We start from the raw sequence: 19,814 nt of genomic DNA on the forward strand, positions 1-19,814 counted from the left end.
CCTAGCCGATCTCCAAGCCCGGTCTTTGGATATAATACCCTTGTACATAGTCTACACCGGTTTGTTTCAGGGCGTTGAGGGTTTCCGGGTTGTCAACGTATTCGGCAATGGTTTTCTTGCCTACCGTGTGGGCAATATTGACGATAGAACGAATGATTTCTCCATCCATTGGGTCTGAGAGCAGTCCCTGAACAAACAGGCCGTCAATTTTTATAAAATCCACGGGAAGATTTTTTAAATGAGAGAAGGAGCAATAACCACTACCGAAGTCGTCCAGAGAAAAACGGCAACCTAAACTGCTGACATCCGAAATTAGAGCATTGGCAGCGCTTATGTTGGATATGGCCGTGGTTTCGGTGATTTCGAAATTGAGCTGTTTGGCGCTGACCTGGTGTTGCTGTAGCAAATCCTGGATAAAGGTTTTAAGATCAGTGTCCTCCAGCGATTGGGCGGACAAGTTTATGGATAGAACCGTGTTTGGATTCAATTGATAGTTCTTTATGTTTTCCACGGCTCGCGTAATGACCCATCGGTCTATTTTATTCATCATATTGAAACGTTCGGCCGTGGGAACGAAAGCGGAAGGGGGTATGACATCGCTTTTGTAGTCCGGCAGCCGAATCAGAACTTCATAATACCGGGCTGCGTTGTTTTGTTGACAATAGTGTTGCCACAGTTCTCCCTCTTTTACCGGAAGGATATCAGGTAGTTCCTGTAAGGATAAAATAGGCTGGTAGTACAGCAGAAATTCATTGTTTTTTATCGCTTTGTGTAAACGTTCAGACCAACCCAACTCCATGTCCATGGCGGCTTTTCCATCTTGATGTCTGTCGTACAAATGAGTTTGATTGCGCCCGTTACCTTTGGCGATATAGCAGGCGATATCTGCACATGCCATAGCGTCACCTGGAGATAGAGCATATTTGTCCAGGATGTTGACGCCGGCGGTTAAACCGATTTTGTAGTATTTTCCTGCGCACTCAAACTCATAGTCATCCAGTGCTCGCCGGAAGCCATCCGCTATTTCCAATATGCTGGCGGGTTCGATGTTGCGCAGAATAATGGCGAATTCATCTCCGCCAAGGCGGGCCAGAAAGTCGGAGGCACGCAAACGTGTGGTGAGTTTTTTGCTGACCTCGACCAACAGACGATCACCGGTGGCATGTCCGGCAGTATCGTTAAGATATTTAAATCGGTCCAAGTCCAGATACAGTAAGGCGCTGATTTCTTCGCTGCGTTGCAGGCGTTTAATTTCACTATTTAGTTGGTGTTCAAAGTAAGCCCGGTTGGGTAGTTTGGTTAAACTGTCATGGTTGGCTTGCCATTTAAGTTCGTTTTCCAGTTCGCGCCGCTCGGTAATGTCCCGAAATGCCACTACACTACCGGCTTTTTTGCCCTGCAACAGCATGGGTAATATGGTGCACTCAACCGGAACTTGAGTATTGGATTTGTGGCGAAAAAAGGTTTCCAAGGAATGTAGAGGAACGCCTTCGTTATAGGCTCGCGTCAACTTGCAGTTTTCCACATTGGAACCGCTCTGTGAGGTATGGAATACACAGGGGTTTTCACCGATCAGTTCCTCTGCTGCTACGTAACCCAATATCTGTAAGGCGGCAGGGTTAATAAAGCTAATACTTCCTGTGTCATCCAGGCCATATACTCCGTCACCGACAGATTGCAATATGCCTTCTAAGCGATTGCGCTCTTGTTCGATTTTGCGTCTGCCGTTTATCGTTCGACTCATGGCATCGACACGAGCCAGAAACAACTCCGTGGCTTCGTTTTTAAACATGCATTCCACTGCGCCGGCTTCCAAAGAGTCGGTAATGGCACGTTCCAGGTAGGTGCCCGTGATAATCGCCGTGGAAATATTGCAAGTACGAGGCTCGTCGCGTAGACGTCGGCACAGGACATCGCCCGTATCTTCAGGCATGAAATAGTCGATAATGGCTATGTCATACGGTTTTTCCATTGCCAAATCCATAGCCTCATTTACGGAAGACGCTGTGTCGGTTTCGTAGCCTGCTTCTGTCAATAACCGTCGAAATGCGACCCGGACGGTAGGGGAGTCATCGACAAACAGAATTTTTATGGCTCCGGGATTTTCCACGGGTTTGGTTTCACCAGTATCATCAGTTTTGGATGTCGTAACAGACTGCAACAAAGCCGATAAGGATGTTTCGGTTTCCTGGTAGTCTTCCCACAACAACAAAGCAGAGCGTTCGCGTTTGGTGACCCAGTTGAGTTTGGAGGTGTCAGCCTGATCTGCCAGTACCAAAACAGCAATTTGCCGATTTTGGGGTTCTTCCAACAGGCTCAGTAGCTCATCGGCATGGGGATCGGTTCGTCCTGGCCAGCCGAAGACCACTGCGTCAAATTTGGTGATATGCTTATTAGTGACCGCAACTTCATTTAAGGCCGCTGGAAAGCTGGATGCGGTGGTGAGTTCGTACGTCTGTTCGTTGAGTACAATAGCCGCAGCGTGACGCCGTGTGATTGACAGTTCTATGAGTAGAATGCGTGGTTTCACTATGTGTCCTACACGATGAGTTCTGTGGAGCTTGGCCACCACAAACCACTCGCAGCGACGCCTGTTTACAATCTAGTCACATTATCGGCCACTTCCCCTAGAAGTTTTAGGGATTTCATTGGAGGGGGTATCGTCAAAAGGAGCGGGCGGGTATTTCTTACCCGCCGCTAAAGGCTTTATTGATAGCTGAGGGCTGTTTATTCGTTGAAGGTTCAGAAGGCTCACAAGTCATCGAATATGTTCAGTTTTTAGTAGGTTTTGTAAGGTAAGAATTTGCCACTCATCACGATGTGAACTCGGTCTCCTTTAGGGTCCGGCTCTCGGCTAATATCCATAGAAAAGTCGATAGCACTCATGATGCCATCGCCGAATTCCTCGTGTATTAATTCCTTAAATGTTACGCCATAGACATTAATGAGTTCATAGAATCGATAAATCAATGGGTCGGTGGGCACAGCCGTGGGTAAGGATCCTTTATACGGAACAGTTTGTAGTATTTCCACGGCTTCATCGGGTAGCTCAAGCAAAGTTCCAACAGCGCTTGCTTGTTCTGTTGTTAAAGTCATCTGTCCCAGCATTGCTGCGGTTGTCCACTCTTTACTATGGCCGACCACTTCAGCAATGTGAGTCCACTTAAGTTTTTTCTTGCGTTTACGTTCGAGAATTAATTGGCTTACTTCATCACGATTCATCGTTGTCTCCTTTTTAGAGGTGGTTGTGAAACAATAAAATTAGAATGCCAATTGTCAAAGCCAGCGATACGCCTTGCCAAAAAGCCACTGGATTGCGTTCCATTAATGGCGCTTGGGCCTGCTTAATAAAATCCCGGTTAGGATGACGCAGGTCAAAAACAAATTCCGACAGTTCATCATATCGCTTGTATGGATCCAGGTGCGTCGCCTTACGCAGGGTGGCATCTATCCAAGCGGGAATTTCCCGGTCTTCGGATAGTACGGATTGGTAGCGAAGTTTTCGTTGTGTGGCTTTAGTGCGAGATTTGGCGACTTCCGTACCATACGGCAGTCTGCCACTGAGCATTTGATAACATATGACGGCCAATGAAAACTGATCCGAACGCGTGCTGCCGCCTTCACCTAAGAAATACTCCGGTGCAGTGTATTGAGCGACCCCGAGAATCTCATGACGTTGTAACGGTGTGTTGATTTCCATCACACCGGCCACACGAGTTGAACCGAAATCTATGATTTTTACGGTCCCGTTACGATCAATCATGATGTTATTGGGTCTAAGGTCCTGGTGTAACATTTCCAGTCGATGGAAAGCCTGTATACCTTTGGCAGCTTGTTCCACAATATCTCTCACGGTTTCCACATCCGGTTTGGGATTGTCTATCATCCATTGAGCCAGGGTCTGGCCTTCTATGTATTCGGTGGCGATGTACAGGTAATTACGTTTTCGAGAAGGGTCGCATGACTTGAGTACATGGACACTGTTGATGCGTCGGGCTACCCATTCTTCCATTAAAAACCGCTCCAAATAGTTGGTGTCAGACCGTTGTTCTACTGAGGGGGTTTTTATTATCAATGGTTCCTTACTTTGATTGTCTTCTGCTAAAAAAACGTGGCTGCGACTGCTGATGTATATCTCACGTAAGATAGTGTAACCGTCGAATTCCAACCTGGGTGCCAGTTCAGGTGGGAAGGGGCGTTGAGTGAGTTGCTGGTAAACTTCGTCTGCATTATGACAGGGTAATTGGTCCACGCGCACGATTTGCAGAGACAGATTGTCTTCACTCCCTTGCTCCAGTGCATGCTCTACAATCAACCGGGCGGCCAGGTCCAGGTGTTGGCTGTGGTCGCGGACAAGCTGAACAATATGGCTGTTATCCCAGTATTCGTGCACACCATCTGTGCTTAACAAAAAGACATCCCCTTCTTGCAGTGGTAGGGATCGATAGTCGATTTCCAATTGCGGATTCACCCCCAGGGCCCGGTTGAGATAACTGGTGTGGTGATCTATCCACAACCTATGATCTTCGGTGAGTTGTTCCAGTGAGTTGTTATGTAATTGATAAATCCGGGTGTCACCGGCATGGAATATATAGGCGGTAGTGGACTTTAGAATCAACGCACTGAAAGTACACACGTAGCCCTTGTCTTTTTCATAACGAAACCGGCTCTGTCGTGTTTGCGCATACAACCAGGAGTTAGTCGCATAGAGTACTTTCTGCGCAGAGGTTTTTACAGACCAGGCATCGGATGTACAGTAATAGTCATGCAAGAAACCCTTTACGGCCGATTCACTGGCAAACTGGCTGACTTCACTGCTGCTGATACCGTCCGCCAAAGCGATGGCAATGCCTTTACTGGGTAAGGCCGAACCTTCGGGTATGACAACACCATGGAAGTCTTGATTGATTTGTTTTCGGCCCTTATTGGAGTATTGACCGATGGATACACTGAGTTGTTTAGTCATGCGCAAGCCACAACCCTTACCCCCGGTGTATTCACCGGAGGCATGAGCCATTATCCTTGGTTTATTTAAGTGCGCGGGCGGGGGCTGTGCGCACGTGCGTGCTGTATAAGGTCAGTCCTGTGAATGCCAGGCCGCCGATCAAATTGCCTAATGCAGTTGGAATTTCATTCCACCAGAAGTATTGCATGACTGAGAAATCACCACCCATGATCATGGCCGAGGGAAACAAGAACATATTGACCACAGAATGCTCGAATCCCATGAAGAAGAACAGCATGATGGGCATCCACATGGCCAAAACCTTACCACTCACAGTTGTGGAAATCATGGCTCCCACCACTCCCATGGATACCATCCAATTACACAACATGCCGCGAAGGAACACGGTAAACCAACCGGCCACTCCATGTTCGGCATAACCCAGAGTGCGGGCCTCACCCACACCGGCAATTTTCTGGCCCACGGCACCGGGTTCCACCGAAAAACCGTAGGTAAACACAATGGCCATCATTACCGCTGTAGTGAGCGCGCCGGCAAAATTGCCGACAAATACCAATCCCCAGTTTTTCAATATGGCATTGATGGTTACACCCGGACGTTTATCCAGCCATGCTAATGGTGTTAAAACAAATACGCCGGTGAGCAAATCAAATCCCATCAGATACAGCATGCAAAATCCTACCGGGAACAAAACCGCCCCTAAGATTGGCGACCCCGTGGTAACGGCAACGGTAATGGCAAACACGGCCGCCAACCCTAGAATAGCACCGGCCATATAGGCCCGGATTAACGTATCCCTTGTAGACATGTATATTTTTGATTCACCGGCATCCACCATTTTGGTGACAAATTCCGAAGGTGCTAGGTACGCCATTTCAATCTCCCCTAAATACAGTTTCATTTTTTAAAAGTGCTTGCAGAAAAATTGCAAGTTACAAACCAATAATCAACATAGTGCTAAGCCATTGAAAAAATAAGTTAAATTAGTAATTTTGGGAACAATGGGGTAAACCGGCAGGGCACTAAGAGAATGCAAAGGGGCTGTATAACGGTAGATTATGGTGCAGCTTGAGTTGACCGGCTCCTCCTTGACGAGTGTCGGAAGAGCCGGTTCAGGGTCTATTGGGTGGGGGCGTTGCGTAACAATGAAGTACCGCCGGCATTAGCCAAACAACGGCGCAGTTCCTCATCCATCACCCAGCCGCATTCACCGTTGGCTTGGGTGGAACACTGGGCGTTCTGGTAACAGGCATATTCCGGTCTCCATTCGCAAGTGGAAATAACGTCAGTATCCGAACAGATTTGTCCGGAACAACCGGTGGGAGCACAGAAACGGGGTTGGGTATTTTCCAGTTTGAGATAAAACTGGTTCGCGTTGATTGCTGCGGCCGTGCCGGCAGGGCCGACGACTTGAGTATACGTACCGGCCATGGGTAAGCCATCATCGCTGCTGATTGCTGCATAGGCTTGTTTGAGTTGCTCTTCGCCGGCATTAACCGCGCTCAAATCAAATCCCGCCAGATTCTTGCTGACGTTTTTATTGAGTACGGTGGCATCGTAACTGGGGCAAGGAGAGGTGATGCAACGAATACCGTTGTCGCGCACGCTAACAAACTCCCCCACCGGTTTCTGCGCAGTGGCTGCTATCCAGGCCGAATTGATTTCCAATAGGCCATAGGCTTTAGCTTTGCTCACGACTGCTGCCACTAAAGCACGGGACTCCTGCATGGCTTGACGCAATTCCAGGATCTGATCCGGACTTAAGTTGGGAATATTGATTGTATCGGTACTGACATAACATTCCGTTCTCACACTGCCATCCGGGCATTGGAACGCTCTAAGATTGACAGCGCTGACGTACCAACCGCCACAAATGGGAGAGACGCATCGTCTTAGATCGGGACGAACGGTAAAATAGGCAGAACGCACCGGGGCTACGGGGTTGACGCCGGGCACAGTCACGTCAATGGCAAATGCGTTGATACTGGTGACACAAAGAACAATAAATGACAGTATGACAGATTTCATGGATTCCTTCCCTCCTGGGTATCTAATCGTTAACAAATAATAAAGTTAACACGCAATGTCGGATGCTGGAGTGTCATGATATTACACTTGTATGGATTATAATCAGTTCGACAAGTGCACACACAACAGCGCTGAGAGTAGAACGAAATAAACCACGATAAGGTTCCAAGGAATTTGTAACAATTTATTTATATCGTAGCAACAGTTTTGTGGTTTACATAAGGAGATCAAATTGAAGGCTTTAAGGTATACCCACTACGGAGACCCGACTCAAGTACTGAGCATTGTTGAAACAAACGAGCCACACCCTAAGGATATTGAGCTTCTGATACGTGTTGTCGCCACGACGGTCAATCGGACCGATTATGCGACAGTAAAAGGCATTCCATTTTTCGCCCGATTGATCACCGGTGTGTTTGGACCCAAAAGACCCATACCGGGAACAGAGTTTTCAGGAGAAGTACTCAGTGTGGGTGAACGGGTGACTCAGTTCAAACCCGGGGACAGGGTATTTGGATTTAGTGATTCCGGTACCAACGCTCATGCTCAATATTTAACAAGTCCGGAAGAATTTGTCCGGTTGATCCCTGACGGAATAAGCTTCAGTCATGCGGTTGCTGGTTTGGAGGGGGTTCACTACGCCTATAATTTCATCAACAAAGTTACTATCGAAGCAGGACAACGGGTTCTTGTAATTGGTGCAGTTGGTGGTATTGGATCGGCTGCGCTACAGTTATTGGTACATTTTGGGGTTTTGGTGACGGCGGTTTGTTCGGCCGAAAAAAAAGAGGCGGCTCTTTCCTTGGGGGCTATAGATGTTATCGATTATACGGCAGAGGATTTCACCCAATGCGGACGCCGGTTTGATTTCGTATTCGACACAGCCGGTAAAAGTTCCTTTTTTCAGTGCTATGGACTGCTAAAGCCGGGAGGGGTCTATCTTTCTTCTGAACTGGGTGATTGGTCTCAGAACTTGTTTTTACCCACCGTGACATTCGTAATAAAACCATTGCTTCAATCAAAAAAGACCGTTTTTCCAGTTCCTGTTAAACTTCAAGAAAGCCTGGATTTGATTCATCAACTGATGGCTTGTTCAAAATTCAAAGCCGTCATTGGCGCAGAATACCCTTTTGAACAAATCGTGGAGGCATATCAGTACGTTGGACAAGGGCACAAGAGCGGTAGCGTTGTAATTCGAGTTTAAGCATCAAATAGTTAGGGGAAAGAAAATGCCGGAAGACAAAATATTGCAAAGAAAACTGTATTCCGGCTCCTCGTTTCAGAGGGCACTGAGCATTGCCGAGTTACGCAATATCGCCTTGCGCTGCGTACCTCGTTTTGCCATTGAGTATGTCGAAGGCGGCGCCGAAGATGAACAAGCATTGCAACACAATGTCGAGGCTTTAGCGGCTTATCGGTTTATACCCAATACCCTGGTGGATACCAGTCAACGCCATCAACGAATTTCTTTACTGGGTAAGTCTTGTAATGCACCTTTAGTTATTGCGCCTACAGGCTTAAATGGAATGTTGCGTTATCGCGGGGACGTGGATCTGGCTCGAGCCGCAGCCAGAGTAGGTATTCCCTTTACTTTAAGCACTGTATCCAATGTGAGTTTGGAGAATGTAGCAAAAGAGGCCGCCGGGCGATTGTGGATGCAACTGTACGTGATGAAGGACAGAGCCGTTGCACGAAATATTGTTGAACGTGCAGATAAAGCGGGATATGAGGCCTTGGTGTTTACCAGCGATGCCAATGTGTTTGGATATCGTGAGTGGGATCGACGTAACTACCGTTATCCGGGAAAACTCAAATGGCAGAACATGCTGGATGTGGCACGGCATCCGCGCTGGGTTTTAAACGTATTGCGACATGGTATTCCTTGGTTTGACAATATCGTGGAATACATGCCACCGGAAGCCCGAAGCGCATCCGGAGGAGTGGCTTTTTTTCCTAAATTGTTTGCGCCGGATATTTCCTGGGAGGATGTGAAATGGATACGGGATTTATGGCCGCGCAAATTACTGATCAAGGGTGTGTTAAGTGCGGAAGATGCCCGACGGGCTGCAGAGGCTGGGTGTGACGGTATCATATTAACTAACCACGGTGGGCGTCAGTTGGACTCCTGCGTGGCGCCGATAGATGTATTACCTCAAATAGCTAACGCCGTGGCTGATCGCATGACGGTGATCGTTGACAGCGGCTTTCGTCGTGGCGCAGACGTAGTGAAAGCTCTCGCTATGGGTGCCAATGCAGTAATGATAGGTCGAGCCACTCTCTATGGTTTAGCGGCAGGGGGTGAAGCCGGTGTGGATCATGCTTTACAGATTATTATGAATGAAATTGACCGGACCTTGGGGCAACTGGGTTGCAGCAGTTTTGAAGATCTTCATCAGGGTATGTTGCAACACGATCAAAATGTCGGTTTGAGATATGAATATTAGAATATGTAATATGAGATCTCTTTCCAGTTTTTGTGTGATAGCGTTAATGTTTTTTTGCATTGATTCCCTGTGAAAATCATTATGTCTGCGATTTGGTTAAGAATTGAAAATCGGGGACGCTAATGCTTGTACGCTGAAAAACCTCTGAAGTTTAGGAATAGAACGGCGCTGTGATTTCAGGTGGTCAGGGTTCAAGATCGCTTCCTACGCGCACCTTTCTTAGATCCTCCCCATGAGCCACAGGGCTGCAGGGCTTCGAGGAAGTTTTTCATTTTTAAGACCAGACGCGGGAAATAAAGACAATGCAAAGTTTATACATTATACCGAGTATGCCTGCTTTATCGATAGCTATTTGGGTTGCCCTAAGCATGGTATTTCTGTTTTTTGCCAGAGAGCCGGTGCATAAAATGTTTCAAGCTTTGTCGGATGGGACGGCCGGTGGATTTCGCCGTTTCGCTGAGTGGACTAAACGGGCTGCTGAGAAAATGCGGGAAAAAGATCGTAAGGTCTTGTTGGAATCCGGTGTGGCCAATATCCAGAACAAAATATTGCAGGAATTCGCTAAAATTGAATCCACCAATACAAAAACCTTAGCCGATTATCCCAAGCTGCAATTGAAGCTTGACGAAGAAATTACCAAAATCGAAAAAGACTATAAAGATTGTGGTCAGTCTTCACCGCAGGCACCCGGATGGGGTGATGTGATTGAAACCATTTCACGAGCACAATCTTCGGCCGGTGATCGCATTATTGAGAAAATGCTTGGCGAGATTCACAAGTCCGCAGTTGCCAGTGAGAAGAAAGCACTGGCGGAGTATCGTGATATTGCCGGTAAACGCCACAAAATCTTGAGCACTATGGCGCCGGTTTGGAAACGCATGGAAAAAATCGGCAAGGACATCAGTACAAAAATTGAGCAGGTTATTGAGACCAATAGCCGCATTGATAAGTACATGAACGAGTACAGTAAATTAAACAAGGGAGATCCTGATTCTGTTGATATGCTGTCTTCTCGGGTAACGAAACTGTTTATCGTATCTCTCATTGTTATCGGTGCCGGTATCGCGGGTGCATTTATCAATTTTAATCTCATTGCCTTACCCATGTCAGAACTGGTTCCTCAGGGAACTCGTGTGGCGGGTATGGCGGTTTCCGAAATTTCCGCATTGGTTGTCGTTGTTTTGGAGTTGGTTCTGGGTATTTTCCTTATGGAAGCCATTGGTGTTACCAATACCTTTCCACAAATCGGCGCGATGACCAGCGGCAAAAAGAAGATTATTTTTTGGGGTACCTTGGTGGGTTTGTTTTTTCTGTCATCCGTTGAAGCATCTTTAGCTGTGTTGCGTGAGCATTTGGCTGAATCCAATATGTTACTGGAGCAAGCATTAGCCGGTGTTAAAGCTAAGCCCAGTATGGGTGCGGAATCCGGTGGCTTGAGCATTACCGTTGTCGGCCAGGCTACTTTAGGTTTTGTTCTTCCATGGATATTAGCCATGATCGCTATTCCTTTGGAAATGTTTATCGAGGCCAGTCAGCATGCTTTTGCTCGTATGTATACCATGCTTGTTGTTATGTTGGGACATCTTGCAAACGCGTTAGCACACTTATTTGAAGGTTTGTTCAAGGTAAGCGTGCATGTTTTTGATGTGTATACCATTGTCCCTGCAAAGGTTGCAGAAATGGTGAAAGGTAAAAACGGATCAGCAGTGAGTCGCACAGCATGAAAAAGATTACTGTTTCTTTGATGATGGCCGGTTCGTTATTGATTACCGGTTGTTCCGACAACAAGGCTTACGAGACTTCCATCTGTGCTTTGGCTGATATATCCGGGACTTATGCCAAAGAGAAGAAAAGCATGGTCAAGATCATTAAGGCCGGGTTACTTCCTAAAATGGTGCCTGGAGATGGGATTTTCCTGGTGGCAATTGATAGTAATAGCTATACACAGAAAAATCTGGTTACCAAAATGACGTTGGACTATCGTCCGACAGAGGTGCAAAAACAAAAACTGGCTTTTTCAGAAAAATTGGAAAAATTTGCCAAAGACACCATGCGATCAAAGCATACGGATATCAGTGGTGCCATGATGTTGTGCTCCGACTATTTGAAGGATACCAAATCCGGAACTCAACTCATTTTCATTTTCAGTGATATGAAAGAAGAATTGCCCAGTGGCGTGCGCCGAAAGTTCAAAGACAATGAGTTTTCCGGTATTCATATTGCGGCAATGAACGTGATTAAGCTAAATAAAGATAGTGCCGATCCGGAACGTTATCGCAGTCGCATGGAAAAATGGAAGAAAAAATTAGACGATGCGGGTGCAAAAAGTTGGAGCAATATTATCGATGCAAACAAATTGTCAGATTATATAGATTCGATAAAATCTTAATTCAACGCGTTCTTTAATGCAAAACGCCCGATTCCCCGGGCGTTTTGGCTTGTTAAGCAATTCCACTCACAAATTGTTTCATTTTATACACACTAATTTACCTTTCCCCGGTTTTAGTCTATATACAATCCAATAACTCCAACATTGGATTGTCTTGTGAATGCATTGATGCAATCAGCCAATCGGTTTTCTGTTCTGTATCTGATTATCCCGGCGAGTCTGGCTGTTTTGGGAAATGTCCTGAACTTGCCGTTGTTTTATGGCGTGGATTTTATCTTCGGTTCCATTGCAGTGATGTTGAGTATTGCCCTGTTCGGAACCGGTCATGCCACCGTGGCGGCATTGGCAGGTGGAATGTACACCTTGTTTCTGTGGGGACACCCATATGCCATGATCATTTTTACCGCAGAGGCCCTGTGTGTTGGCTGGTTTTATCAGCGGGGCCATAGAAATCTGGTGTTGGTAGATGTGGCCTATTGGTTATTGTTGGGAGTTCCTTTGGTGTTGGTGTGTTATGGCCAGGTTTTGGCGATGAGTTGGGAATCGACGCTGCTGATTGCCCTGAAACAGTCCTTAAATGGCGTTTTTAATGCGATCATTGCAGGTCTGATTTTTCTATCTCTACAACTTTCAGACAAAGGGCGTCAGTGGAAGTTACCACCGGCCACATTATCTGTACTATTGTTTCAAGTTTTACTAATGACCGTATTGGCAGCAGGTTTTTCTCCCATATTATACGAGAGTTATCAACAGCGGATAGTGCAGGAGCGATTTTTGGCGGACAAACTCTATTGGCAGGCAAACACCATAGCGGCTAATTTAGAGGATCAATCCCCTAATCTTACCGAAGCTGATCGTTTACGGATAAGTATTCCCAAGCACGACTCAAGCCTGGCGGTGGGTTTGCTTGGACCCGACGATGCTGTGTTGGCGAGCCAAGGTGCTTTGTTTAGTCTTGGGCGGGAACAAGGTGATGTAGAAATATTGGAAAACGGTTTGAGTATTTGGTTGCCGGGCGGTGAAATGCCCGAGATGCAGCGGTGGAAGCAGGGGCGATACACTATTCGTGTTGCGGTTAATACCGAACAACGCTTGGTTTTGGAACACTCAGCTGTACCCCTGGTACGAAAGTTAGAGCAAGGGCGATTAAGTCTATTTTCCTTACTCGCGGTGTTGACCTTTGCAGGCACAGCATTGGCTCGAGCTTTGAGCCGTTGGCTTAGTCAGCCGCTGAGCAAATTGGCCGCTGCCGGTCACTACATGTCGGATAAAATCTTTGCCGGAGAAAAACCCAACATTCCCGCAGGTAAAATTTACGAACATGTACACCTAAGCAACACATTGACGGATATGGCCTCAAAGTTGAGTCAAAGTTTTACCCAGCTGCAAACTATGAATAGCGATTTGGAGGAGGAGGTCAAACACCGTACCCGGGAGCTGCGTGAAAGCCAGGAGCGTTGGCGTTTTGCCCTCGAAGGTACGGGTGATGGTGTCTGGGATTGGGATATTGTCAACGATCAGGTGTTTTATTCCACTCAGTGGAAGCGCATGTTAGGTTATGCCAAGAATGGCATAGGTAATGATATGCAGCAATGGCAATCGCGCTTGCACCCGGAGGACAAATCCACTGCTCTGGAAGCATTTGAGAAGCATTTATGCGGTGAAACAGATTATTACGAAAGTGAACACCGACTTCGTTGTAAAAATGGTGATTATTTATGGGTCCTGAGTCGTGGTAAGGTGATTTTACGAAACATTGACGGTACACCGCAGCGTGTCATAGGCACGCTGAGCAATATTTCCGAGCGCAAAAACAACGAAGAGAGATTGTTGATCGCGATAAACGACGCAGAAAAAGCCAATATGGCGAAATCGGATTTTCTATCTAATATGAGTCATGAGTTACGTACCCCGCTAAATTCGATTATTGGATTTACCGGAATTATTCGCTCCGGCATGGCCGGTCCCACTAACGAAATCCAGAACAAGCAACTGAAAATGGTGGATGACAGTGCCCGCCATCTTTTGGAACTCATCAACAATATACTGGATCTATCTAAAATTGAGGCGGGTAAGAGTCAGGTAGAATGGTCTCGATTCAACGTCTGGGAGTTGTTAGATGACACCATGGAGCAGGTAAAAGTTTTGTATGTGGAAAAGGGTTTGGATTTACAAACTGAATCGCGGCAGGAAATTATTGAAATCCGCAGCGATAGGCAAAAACTATATCAAATTTTATTGAATCTGTTGAGCAATGCATTGAAGTTTACTGAGCAGGGTGGAGTGAGTGTTTCCTGTAAAACTCGAAATAAGGACCTGGTCATCGAAGTGAAGGATACCGGTATTGGAATACCTGAGAAACATCTCTCGTTGATATTTGACGCTTTCCAGCAAGGAGATAGCGGCGATAGTCGCATGCACGAGGGTACGGGGCTTGGGTTGGCGATTTCGCAAAAATTTACTCAAATGCTTAATGGCCATATTTCAATAACCAGCCGGGTAGGTGAAGGCAGTTGTTTCACTGTATTATTGAAAGACTGCCTGCAAACACCCGTTTATGGTGATGGCTCGGTTATGGAGCCGGCTCTGTAGTATCGTTAACCTCATCGAACCTTGACCTCAGCGTCTTACGAACAGCGTGTCCGGGATGTGCTGCAAGCCGGTATTTCGGCGGATGACATCCGCCAAGCGGGTGTTTTGAACTATCCACAGCAGCTCCGGTTTTTCCGAAAATATGGGGTCGACCTGGTGCCAAAAACGGTCACCGTCCCGAAGTCGCTGAAACTGGTCTACAAGAACTTTATGGGTAAATTCACCAACATTGGCACCATCAATGTGATCTTCCACTAATGAGCCAATCCATGGGTCAACCGAATCGATGGTTCCATAGAGCTTTTCCAGCTGGTTGGATAACCAGGTATTAGAGCTTAAGGACTGAAAGTCCTCATGGGGCGTCAGTCCCATTATCTTGCGACAACTGTTAAAGTCCGGCAAACCAAAATCTCTACCTCTTTGTATATTTAAGGCGGCGAGGTCGATGAGTTTTTCGTCACCCATTCCCGTGAGCATATAATTTCTGGCATCGTCAACCAACTGACCGTCTACTTCACGCATCGTTTGCTGATAGAGGCCGGATAATATGGGTTCTATGCCATTTTCAACCAGTATTTGCGAATTGTAATATAACTTTCCCAAGGCGATGGTGTGGCCGTTGTTTCCCAATGGAATCATGCTGGAGAACATGCTATGGGCCACTCGAAAACAAGCGGAGGTAAAAAAGTTACTTATCGTGGGGATCGTTTCGGCGCAATAACCCTGGTAGTCCGGCAGAGCATCCCTGCCAAGCAGGATAGGTAAAAATTCCTCATAACTTATCCGCTGCATCATGCCAACGACCATTGCCCGGGACAGCTGATAAAGTTGTTCGTCTTGTCCGCGTATGCCCGGGTAGAGGATATGCAGTTCGTCACATAGGCGGTTATGTTCCAAAACAAATAGGGTGTGTAAACTGCTAAGTATGGCATTTTGATTGGCGCGATGGTCGCCGGTAATAAAACGAGATGCTTGCTTGCGGCTTCTCTCTAAAGGCAACAACATGCCATGTTTGTGGCTGGATGTGAGTAGTTTTCCATTCCCTTCATGGCATCGTAGGTAGCGGGCATGGGTGTCGTTCGATCCGTAAATGTTGGAACCATCAATAAAAGACGAAACCAGATTGAGTTGTTCTCTGGGATTTTCAGGACTGCTGCCCGTATTTTGGTCAAAACCGGAGCGTACAAATTCTATCAGGCCGCCATGTGGAAATTTTGGGTCTCCGCGCAATACCGGAATATTCCAATGTTCTGAATTCGAGATTCCGGTGCATTCGATTTCATGGTGTAGAAATTGTCCCCAGGCCCAAATATAGTCGGTCAGACCGTTGGCATTGAATTTAATATAGTTTTCTCTGCAAACTCGATTACTGATCAAACGCGGGTTGGGGTTTGTTTCACCGCGCACGGCCGGTTGTGCTATGCGGTCTGCATAATCAGCATATCCCAGACGAAAAAATTGCGAATAGCTGCTACCCAACCACCGGTTCTCAAGGTTGTTCAGGGTTCCGTCGTAGGTTCGATAATCAGTTTTGTGCATCATGTTCTCCTCATCTGGTGGAGGAGTCTGAAGCGCCGTAGACATGAAGCAAAAAGTCAGTTCCTGGCGTAATGCACATTATGAGCGGCGTACAATAAGCACGAATCATACTTGGGGCTCTTCCGGAGCCGGTTCAGACAGTCCGGGTGGATATTACCGTGAAGTCAGTTTGTGTCAGAACACACTTGCCGAATTTGCAAGTCCCACTAAAATCGGTACAGTAGTCAAGATCTTTAATATAATTTACATTTGTGGATGCAAAAATTATTTATAGGCCTCCAGTGTCGGAAAACAAGGCTACCGAATAAGAAGAGGTGCATGGTTGAGTCGGATATTGGGTTTGGCGCCGACGATGGAGTGATGCCGGCTCAGATACCCCGCATCGCAGCCCTGCTTTAGGGTTTGATTAGGGTTTGATTAGGGTTTGATTCAATGGAGCCGCTGCGGTACAGTGTGCACAAGAGTTAATCGCGTTGGAGAAATTTATGTGGAAAATGCCGATAGTTACCGTTATTTTGGCTTTATTAAGCGCATCGGTGACAGCGGGTGAAGTTAAAATTGTCAAAGTACAGGCTATGAAGCGGGCGTCAGGTTGGCATTTCAATGTGACCCTAAAGCATGATGATGAGGGCTGGAACCACTATGCGGATGCCTGGCGGATAGTAACGGCCGATGGCAAGGAGTTGGGGACGCGCACACTATATCATCCCCATGTGGATGAGCAGCCTTTCACCCGAGGCTTGCCGGAAGTGATAATACCCTCGGGAATGAAATCCGTGTTTGTCGAGGCTCATGACAAAGTGCATGGCTGGGCTAAGCAACGCTACGAAGTGCGTTTGAAATAAGTTGTTATGGTTTATGTCGATTATTATCGGCGTGAATCATATACACATCGTAGCGAGTAGATTTGGTTTCTATACAATGGCTGGGCCTGAATGGCGCCGCGGTGATGGGGGCCGCACCTTTGGGGCGTTTTACAACCACCCGTTTTCGTGCGCGGGTTAGAGCCACGTTAAGCAGTTCGGCGGAATCCGTGTCTTTACCCACTAAAGTGCGCAGGATACGCATCTCTTTTTTTACCAGTGCACTTTTGGTTTTCTCGGGATACATGGGGTCCATGTAGACCACGTCGGCCGAATGCTCCCGGAGGTAGGCAATACTATCCCGGCAATGCAGTGTGATGCGTTGTTGCACCCAGCTCAAGTCAGCCTCCATTAGTGCTCGGCGCAAACCATCCTGCAGCAAAAGAGCTGTGATTGCAGAACGTTCCACATAGTCGACCCGGCAGCCCAATTTTGCCAGTATAAACCCATCGCGCCCCAGTCCGGCGGTGGCGTCAATGACATGAGGCTTGAGGTCCGCCTTAATACCAATGGCTTTGGCGATGGCTTGGTGTCGGCCGCCGCCGTGTTTGACACGATACGCGGTGCGACCCGAGTTAAAGTTGACCCACAGCGGTTTGGCGTCTTGGATGCTATGGCTGAGTTCCAAACGATAGTCGGTATCTGCATCTGCTACCAGCCATAAGGCGGGAATCCCGGAGTGCTCTGCTTGACAGCCTCCATAGGATAGTTGCCATTCCTTTGCCAGAACCTGTGCTTGAGGTTCAAGAGCTTCTTCTGTTATGAAAAGCTCAACTGCGGCTAAGTCAGGTGTGTCAGTCACAATCGCGGGATAGTTAATAGTGTATTGCTATGCCAAAATGCCTTGTGTTTGCAGTTGGCGTTTGGCTTCCAAAGCCAACATGGCCATATTGTGGTCTGTTTCCCAGGGGTACTCCGTTTTGGCGGGCAGTTCAGTGGGGAGAGGGATATCCTGAAACTGTGGCAAAACATAAATTCGGGTATGGCGTTGTTCTTCCGGGTTGGGCGTCATATCCGGCCAAATTTCATGCAGCAGGTTTTCCGGTCGGGTGATACTCCACTGATCCAACAATACATACTGTTCTGACAGTAGGTCAAACATATCACTGGCACCGCATTGACGTTGTTTGGTTTCAGGATGGCAATGATCCGTATAAACATAAATAAGCAATTTGGGTCGCGCGGTAACAATATGTGGTGTAGGGTTGATATCTGCGGGTGGCCAAGCCACAAACACGGCATCACATTGGGATTGTTCCAAGGTGTTGGAACTGAATTCATAGCAATCGCTATCGTGGAAACGTTCTATTTGATTGGGTTTGGCCGTGTATTGTGACAGGCCCAAGGTGTTTACACCCTCGCGTGCAATTAAACTCCCCATGAATCCATTGCCACAATAAAAATCCGCCAGCCGCTTGGCACCGGTTTGTTGCCAATAATAAGCAATTTTTTGAATTTCTTCTCGTAAAGGATAATAATGCGCAATTGTTGGTCCATACAGTTGCGGATCTCGATCGTGGGCACTGAAAATGAGATAGTGCAGCGGCAGCCCTTTGATGCGTTGATCAAATGAAAGGGTAGAATCCCAGGCCGGATGTTGTTTTTCCTGAAAGGCAATAATGCGGTTGAACATGCTTTCAGTAAAAGATTCCATTTGTCTTAGTGCTTCAAAACGTGAATTCATAATGGGGGAAACTCATATGGTAGTTTTGTTTGAACGAATTGAGTGTATCACGAATTGTACAATCGAGGTCATACCTCAGCCAGGAATTAATCAGAACTTCCCTGGATTACCGGAGATTATCTGATGAAATGGAGTAGGGTTGGATTGGTCGTGGTGGCGGCTGTGTGCGTAGCTTCGTTGGCTGCCTGCTTTGATAAAGGCACGGTGCATTTGCAAATTAATGGAGAATCGCTGCACCTAAAATTGGTAAAGGTGTTCGACGGATTTGAACAACCCGTGGCTTTACTGCCGGATCCGGGGCAGTTTGATGTTTGGTATGTAGTAGAAAAGCCGGGGCGTATTGTTCGTTTGGCTCGAAACGATGCCAATGTCTATGTAAAAAGCCTGTATCTGGATATTACGGACCGAGTAAATGCCAGTTACAATGAGAGCGGATTATTGGGCATGGCATTTGACCCCAAGTTTAATGACAACGGTTATATCTATGTATCTTATACGGGGTCTGATAATAACTTCAAATTGGTTTCCATCGTATCCAGGCTTGCCTCCGACAGTGTCAGTGCGGACAAGGATAGGGAAGAGATTATTCTGCAAGTTGATCAACCCTATTCCAATCACAATGGTGGTCAAATCGGGTTTTCACCTGACGGCTATTTGATGCTGGGACTGGGGGACGGCGGTTCCGGGGGGGACCCCAGGGGACATGGGCAGAATACTTCTACATTGCTGGGAGCTATGCTCAGACTGGATGTGCGGCAATTACCTTATACCATTCCCAAGGATAATCCCTTTGCCAATTCCAAAGTTGCACGACCGGAAATTTATGCTTGGGGTTTGCGTAATCCCTGGCGTTGGAGTTTCGATAAAAGTAACGGTGATCTCTGGGTTGCTGATGTGGGACAAAATCATTGGGAGGAAGTCAATCGGCTCATCAAAGGGGGGAACTACGGTTGGAATGTATTGGAGGGGAACCAGTGTTATAAGGACGAAAACTGTGCAAGCCCCAGTTTTCAGGCCCCGATTTGGGAGTATAACCACAAATTTGGTTGTTCTATAACCGGTGGTTATGTCTATCGCGGCGAAGAAATTGCATCCTTGCAAGGATGGTATATTTTTGGCGATTTTTGCAGTGGCACGATTTGGGCTTTGAATTCTAAAGAAAAATCCCAATATGCGCCCTCAGCGAATGGAGGACCTCAAGTGATGTTGCAAACCGATTTGAATATTGCCTCTTTTGCTGAAGACACACAGGGCGAATTATACGTAATTGCCTATAACGGCGTGATTTATAAAATTGAGGTTAAATAAT

General features: G+C 46.9%; 15 protein-coding genes. 7 read left to right on the plus strand and 8 right to left on the minus strand.

Annotated features, from left to right (window positions below; genetic code table 11):
• Position 1: 1 nt before the first annotated feature.
• From OEY58_09170 to OEY58_09190, 5 genes are all read right to left on the minus strand, one after another.
• On the minus strand, positions 2-2,530 hold the full coding sequence (locus OEY58_09170; GenBank protein ID MDH5325616.1) for an EAL domain-containing protein: 2,529 nt from the start codon (positions 2,528-2,530) through the stop codon (positions 2-4).
• Between the two features lie 248 nt (positions 2,531-2,778).
• Positions 2,779-3,222, minus strand: a complete 444-nt coding sequence (gene cynS, locus OEY58_09175) for a cyanase (GenBank protein MDH5325617.1) — start codon at positions 3,220-3,222, stop codon at positions 2,779-2,781.
• A 13-nt stretch (positions 3,223-3,235) separates the two neighbouring features.
• The gene (locus OEY58_09180; protein MDH5325618.1) at positions 3,236-4,966 is read right to left on the minus strand and encodes a bifunctional protein-serine/threonine kinase/phosphatase; all 1,731 of its coding nucleotides are present in this window, start codon (positions 4,964-4,966) and stop codon (positions 3,236-3,238) included.
• 61 nt (positions 4,967-5,027) lie between these two features.
• Positions 5,028-5,840, minus strand: a complete 813-nt coding sequence (locus OEY58_09185; GenBank protein MDH5325619.1) for a formate/nitrite transporter family protein — start codon at positions 5,838-5,840, stop codon at positions 5,028-5,030.
• A gap of 245 nt (positions 5,841-6,085) precedes the next feature.
• A complete protein-coding gene (locus OEY58_09190; protein ID MDH5325620.1) occupies positions 6,086-6,994 on the minus strand; it encodes a hypothetical protein in 909 nt (302 codons plus the stop codon).
• A 232-nt stretch (positions 6,995-7,226) separates the two neighbouring features.
• Here OEY58_09190 and OEY58_09195 point away from each other — a divergent pair, with 232 nt between their 5' ends.
• The 5 genes from OEY58_09195 (at position 7,227) to OEY58_09215 (ending at position 14,419) form a co-directional block, all read left to right on the plus strand.
• Positions 7,227-8,198: an NAD(P)-dependent alcohol dehydrogenase gene (locus tag OEY58_09195; GenBank protein ID MDH5325621.1), complete on the plus strand. Its 972-nt coding sequence runs from the start codon at positions 7,227-7,229 to the stop codon at positions 8,196-8,198.
• A gap of 25 nt (positions 8,199-8,223) precedes the next feature.
• On the plus strand, positions 8,224-9,438 hold the full coding sequence (locus OEY58_09200; GenBank protein MDH5325622.1) for an alpha-hydroxy-acid oxidizing protein: 1,215 nt from the start codon (positions 8,224-8,226) through the stop codon (positions 9,436-9,438).
• Positions 9,439-9,740: 302 nt separating this feature from the next.
• Entirely contained in the window at positions 9,741-11,162 is a 1,422-nt protein-coding gene (locus OEY58_09205) for a hypothetical protein (protein MDH5325623.1), read from the plus strand.
• A complete protein-coding gene (locus tag OEY58_09210) occupies positions 11,159-11,827 on the plus strand; it encodes a hypothetical protein (protein MDH5325624.1) in 669 nt (222 codons plus the stop codon). The genes OEY58_09205 and OEY58_09210 overlap by 4 nt, the downstream gene beginning before the upstream one ends.
• Positions 11,828-11,983: 156 nt before the next feature.
• Positions 11,984-14,419 (plus strand): PAS domain-containing sensor histidine kinase, encoded by a 2,436-nt coding sequence (locus tag OEY58_09215; protein ID MDH5325625.1) that lies wholly within the window; start codon positions 11,984-11,986, stop codon positions 14,417-14,419.
• Between the two features lie 27 nt (positions 14,420-14,446).
• Here OEY58_09215 and OEY58_09220 read toward each other — a convergent pair whose 3' ends face one another.
• The gene (locus OEY58_09220; GenBank protein ID MDH5325626.1) at positions 14,447-15,961 is read right to left on the minus strand and encodes a peroxidase; all 1,515 of its coding nucleotides are present in this window, start codon (positions 15,959-15,961) and stop codon (positions 14,447-14,449) included.
• A gap of 482 nt (positions 15,962-16,443) precedes the next feature.
• On the opposite strand from OEY58_09220, the gene OEY58_09225 reads away from it, so the two are divergent.
• Positions 16,444-16,803: a hypothetical protein gene (locus OEY58_09225; protein ID MDH5325627.1), complete on the plus strand. Its 360-nt coding sequence runs from the start codon at positions 16,444-16,446 to the stop codon at positions 16,801-16,803.
• A gap of 4 nt (positions 16,804-16,807) precedes the next feature.
• Here the strand turns inward: OEY58_09225 and OEY58_09230 are convergent, their stop codons facing one another.
• Both OEY58_09230 and OEY58_09235 read right to left on the minus strand, forming a co-directional pair.
• Positions 16,808-17,623 (minus strand): class I SAM-dependent methyltransferase, encoded by an 816-nt coding sequence (locus OEY58_09230; protein MDH5325628.1) that lies wholly within the window; start codon positions 17,621-17,623, stop codon positions 16,808-16,810.
• Between the two features lie 27 nt (positions 17,624-17,650).
• The gene (locus OEY58_09235) at positions 17,651-18,505 is read right to left on the minus strand and encodes a hypothetical protein (GenBank protein MDH5325629.1); all 855 of its coding nucleotides are present in this window, start codon (positions 18,503-18,505) and stop codon (positions 17,651-17,653) included.
• A gap of 123 nt (positions 18,506-18,628) precedes the next feature.
• Between OEY58_09235 and OEY58_09240 the strand changes: the two genes are divergently transcribed.
• A complete protein-coding gene (locus OEY58_09240) occupies positions 18,629-19,813 on the plus strand; it encodes a PQQ-dependent sugar dehydrogenase (GenBank protein ID MDH5325630.1) in 1,185 nt (394 codons plus the stop codon).
• Position 19,814: the final 1 nt, after the last annotated feature.

It is taken from the genome of Gammaproteobacteria bacterium, from assembly GCA_029882975.1.
In the GTDB taxonomy this organism is placed as follows: Bacteria; Pseudomonadota; Gammaproteobacteria; order SZUA-152; family SZUA-152; genus JAJDNG01.

What these genes read in the sequence shown, in the direction of transcription:
- OEY58_09225 (MDH5325627.1), top strand. Translation starts at nt 16,444, where the DNA reads ATGTGGAAAATGCCGATAGTTACCGTTATTTTGGCTTTATTAAGCGCA.
- OEY58_09220 (MDH5325626.1), bottom strand. Translation starts at nt 15,961, where the DNA reads ATGATGCACAAAACTGATTATCGAACCTACGACGGAACCCTGAACAAC.
- cynS (MDH5325617.1), bottom strand. Translation starts at nt 3,222, where the DNA reads ATGAATCGTGATGAAGTAAGCCAATTAATTCTCGAACGTAAACGCAAG.
- OEY58_09205 (MDH5325623.1), top strand. Translation starts at nt 9,741, where the DNA reads ATGCAAAGTTTATACATTATACCGAGTATGCCTGCTTTATCGATAGCT.
- OEY58_09190 (MDH5325620.1), bottom strand. Translation starts at nt 6,994, where the DNA reads ATGAAATCTGTCATACTGTCATTTATTGTTCTTTGTGTCACCAGTATC.
- OEY58_09180 (MDH5325618.1), bottom strand. Translation starts at nt 4,966, where the DNA reads ATGACTAAACAACTCAGTGTATCCATCGGTCAATACTCCAATAAGGGC.
- OEY58_09240 (MDH5325630.1), top strand. Translation starts at nt 18,629, where the DNA reads ATGAAATGGAGTAGGGTTGGATTGGTCGTGGTGGCGGCTGTGTGCGTA.
- OEY58_09185 (MDH5325619.1), bottom strand. Translation starts at nt 5,840, where the DNA reads ATGGCGTACCTAGCACCTTCGGAATTTGTCACCAAAATGGTGGATGCC.
- OEY58_09200 (MDH5325622.1), top strand. Translation starts at nt 8,224, where the DNA reads ATGCCGGAAGACAAAATATTGCAAAGAAAACTGTATTCCGGCTCCTCG.
- OEY58_09210 (MDH5325624.1), top strand. Translation starts at nt 11,159, where the DNA reads ATGAAAAAGATTACTGTTTCTTTGATGATGGCCGGTTCGTTATTGATT.
- OEY58_09235 (MDH5325629.1), bottom strand. Translation starts at nt 18,505, where the DNA reads ATGAATTCACGTTTTGAAGCACTAAGACAAATGGAATCTTTTACTGAA.